At 36.3% G+C, this 3,270-nt stretch carries 3 protein-coding genes; 1 reads left to right on the top strand and 2 read right to left on the bottom strand.

Features of this window, described 5'->3' with window-relative positions; all coding sequences use genetic code 11:
• Positions 1-370 precede the first annotated feature (370 nt).
• Positions 371-577 carry a hypothetical protein gene (locus QZU81_RS10895; RefSeq protein ID WP_295591807.1) on the bottom strand — a complete coding sequence of 69 codons (207 nt, stop codon included), beginning with the start codon at positions 575-577 and terminating at the stop codon, positions 371-373.
• Between the two features lie 463 nt (positions 578-1,040).
• Positions 1,041-1,382 (bottom strand): hypothetical protein, encoded by a 342-nt coding sequence (locus QZU81_RS10890; protein WP_295591805.1) that lies wholly within the window; start codon positions 1,380-1,382, stop codon positions 1,041-1,043.
• A 187-nt stretch (positions 1,383-1,569) separates the two neighbouring features.
• On the opposite strand from QZU81_RS10890, the gene QZU81_RS10885 reads away from it, so the two are divergent.
• A partial coding sequence (locus QZU81_RS10885) for a PEGA domain-containing protein (protein ID WP_295591803.1) occupies positions 1,570-3,270 on the top strand: 1,701 nt, incomplete at its 3' end.

The following is a 3,270-nucleotide window of genomic DNA, read 5'->3' as shown; positions in this document are numbered from 1 at the left end:
GCTCTCCAGGCTCTGGCACTACCGGGTTGTCTATTGAATTGTCAACACACGATGTGAATACGCTTGCGCCGCTGATGAGGGTGGCGGCGAGCACCCATTGCATGATCTTTTTCATAATTACGGTTTTAAATTATTTTTTTCAAAAGGTTGTTATATATCTAAAACGCTACAAATATACGTATTTTTTTTCTTTCGTTGTTCTTTTTAATAAAAAAAAGTAGTATTTTTGCGGTCGATTTATAATTGATTAATGTTTATGTATATGACCTATTAATGCTGAGACAGCATGGAGGTTAAAAAAAATCTTTAAGCAATAAAGATTATTATAAAGGGCAAGCAGTGATGCTCGCCCTTTATTAATGTCATAACATTAATATTCGTCAGATTCCCAACCAATTAACTTATAACCGAATGTTTCAAAAGCATTGCGAAGGTTAGACATTGTTGGCTGGTAATAAACATCTTTTTGTGCCCCAGGGGTCTTAAAAACATATTTATTGTACTTATGCGCAAAATTTTTAGTACTGTCAAGTGTGGTTTGAGCAAGTCCCAGGCTCTCTATATAATAAGATTCCATTTGATTGGTCTCTTCAGTTGAACTAGAGCAGCTCAGAACGAACAGGCCAAACATAAGACTTACTAAAGGTCTACCACAAGATGAATTAGCTTTGTGAAGCAAAGATTTTATTGATAGGATGGTTTTATTCATAATCCTGAAATATATTTGTTGTTTAATCTTGTTTTCTAAGTTTGGTGCAAAGGTAATGCATTTATTTGGAACTCACAAATAAAACATTAGATAATTTCCCAAAGAATTAAGGTGGTACATGGTACGTTGGTACATTACAAAAACAATTATAGAATCATATATACTCTCGTTTTTGATTATTTCATGGTATATTAATCTGCACAATCTTCGGCAATAAGAATTTTTATGCCACACATTAGAAACAGACTTAAACAGCATATTAGAGAGTATAAAAATGGGCTCACTTTCTTAAAAAATGAGCCCACTTGATATAAAAGTAATTTTTATGCGATTACTCGTAGTAAGTGATAGTGCGAGTAATCTCCATTTCCTGCCCCATCATACTCATCTTGCGGCTAATCCAGTTGCCATTATCATCGAATTTATAGTCAGTCAGAGGAACCTCGATATCCTGGCCCATCATGTTCATCTTCTGTGCTTTAACCAAGCCCTCCTCATTGTATACGTTAATTCTCTTAATTTGTTGACCACCGGCTTCTATGGTTTGAGTAACAAGTTTTCCGTTCTCCCATGTGAACTTAACGGTAGCTGTCTGCCCCATCATACTCATCTTGGCCTCCTGAATGTAACCATTCTCGTCATACTTAGCATCACTAAGACCTTCCTGTTTCATCTTTCCATCTTCACTGAACTCGGTGTTTTGTGCTTGCCCCATAACAGTCATACTGATGGCCTTAACCTTACCCTGAGCCTCGTTAGCCTCAACTTCATTTTTTGAAAAAGTTTTTTATTGGTTGTACAAAATTAGTTGATAATCACTGCTGCAAAAGTACAACTTTTTTTGTTTCCACCAAAGAAAAATGGAAGAAAATGAAAAACAATATACTCATGCACGCCTTGCATCGTTAATAGGGTACTATTTTAAAAATCTAATTATTAATGATAAAAAACAAGAAAAATTCTATTTCCTTTGTGTGTTTGAAATAAAAGTGCTATTTTTGCATCAAATAAGTACATACCAGATTTCAAGTGTCACAAATAATATGAAATTTAGACTTTTATTTATAGTTTTGTTTATCTGCTTAGCAGATAAAACCTTCTCGCAGAACATTTCTGTTAGGAGTTTCAAATTACTTGATACTGATTTAACAGCAAATACAAAAGGTACTTCTGAAAATGATCAAAATGGCGAAACTGCTGCTTTAATTAAAATCGTAACTACAGAGACTGGGTTTAGTTTTGATTGTGGAATGCTTGGAATAGTTAAGACAAAGCAAACTCCAGGAGAAGTCTGGTTATATTTACCACGCGGAGCACAAAAGATTACAATTAAGCATCCGCAGTTAGGCGTGCTACGAAATTATTACTTCCCTGTTGCAATTGAAGGGGCAAGAACTTACGAGATGGTATTGACAACAGGAAAAGTATTGACGGTTGTAAGGGAAGCTCGTACTTCACAATATGTTTTATTCCAACTATCTCCCAAAAATGCGATTGTTGAGTTTGATGGACAACTGCTCCAAACGACAGATGGTCTTGCGAGAAAACTCATAAAATTCGGAACTTATAATTATAAGGTGCAAGCACCAGACTATTTGCCATATTACGGAAAAATAACAGTTGATGACCCAGATAAAAAAGCTATAGTAGATATTAAATTAGAACCAAACTTTACGCCAGTAACATTGGTAGTTTCAGGCGGTGCTGAAATTTGGGTAAATGGTGAAAAGAAAGGTCAAACATCATGGAGTGGAAATCTTGGAGCTGGTGAGTATGAATTTGAAGCAAGGAAGGAAAATCATAGTAGTACAATTTGTAAAAAGATAATCAATGTTCCTTCAGAGCCACAAACCTTTCAACTTGACGAACCAAAACCAATACTAGGTGAAGCCAATATTGACAGCAATCCTGCTATGGCTGACATTTTTATAGATAATATAAATATAGGAAAGACCCCATTATTAACATCAGAGATATTGATAGGAAGTCATATATTAAAAATATCTAAAGATGGATATGAAACATTTAATAAAGAAATCGTTATAGAAGAGAATATTCCCTTCGAGATGAATGCTCAATTAAAAAAAATTGCTGATAAGGAAAAGACATCTGAAGTTATCTCTAGCAACGGAAAGCGTAATGGGAATGAAGTATTCAAGTTCCACGACGTAGAAGCTAATGAGGCTCAGGGTAAGGTAAAATCTATCAGCTCGAGCGTGAAGGGTATGCTACGTAAAACCACTTTTACAGCTGATGGAAAAATGCAGCAGGAAGGTCTAACCGACGCTAAGTATGACGCCGAGGGCTATATACAGGAGTGCAAGATGAGCGTACAGGGCCAGGAGACTACTGTGAAGTATGCTTGGGAGAATGGTAAGCTTATCAGCCAGACAACAAGCGTGATGGGACAGGAGATAAAGCAGACCTTTGTTTACGACGAGAAGGGACTGGTGAAGGCTCAGAAAATGAACATGATGGGACAGGACGTTGAGATGTCCTTCAGCGACTATAAGTTTGATGACAAGGGTAACTGGACAAGCCGTAAGACCAGCATAATGGGA

The organism is uncultured Methanobrevibacter sp., assembly GCF_902770715.1.
Taxonomy (GTDB): domain Archaea; phylum Methanobacteriota; class Methanobacteria; order Methanobacteriales; family Methanobacteriaceae; genus Methanocatella.
Note: the sequence above shows the minus strand (reverse complement) of the source record. Positions and strands in the feature narration are given on the sequence as shown.

Excerpts from the sequence above, each read along its gene's own strand:
- QZU81_RS10890 (WP_295591805.1), bottom strand. The coding sequence starts at position 1,382 with ATGAAACAGGAAGGTCTTAGTGATGCTAAGTATGACGAGAATGGTTAC.
- QZU81_RS10895 (WP_295591807.1), bottom strand. The coding sequence starts at position 577 with ATGGAATCTTATTATATAGAGAGCCTGGGACTTGCTCAAACCACACTT.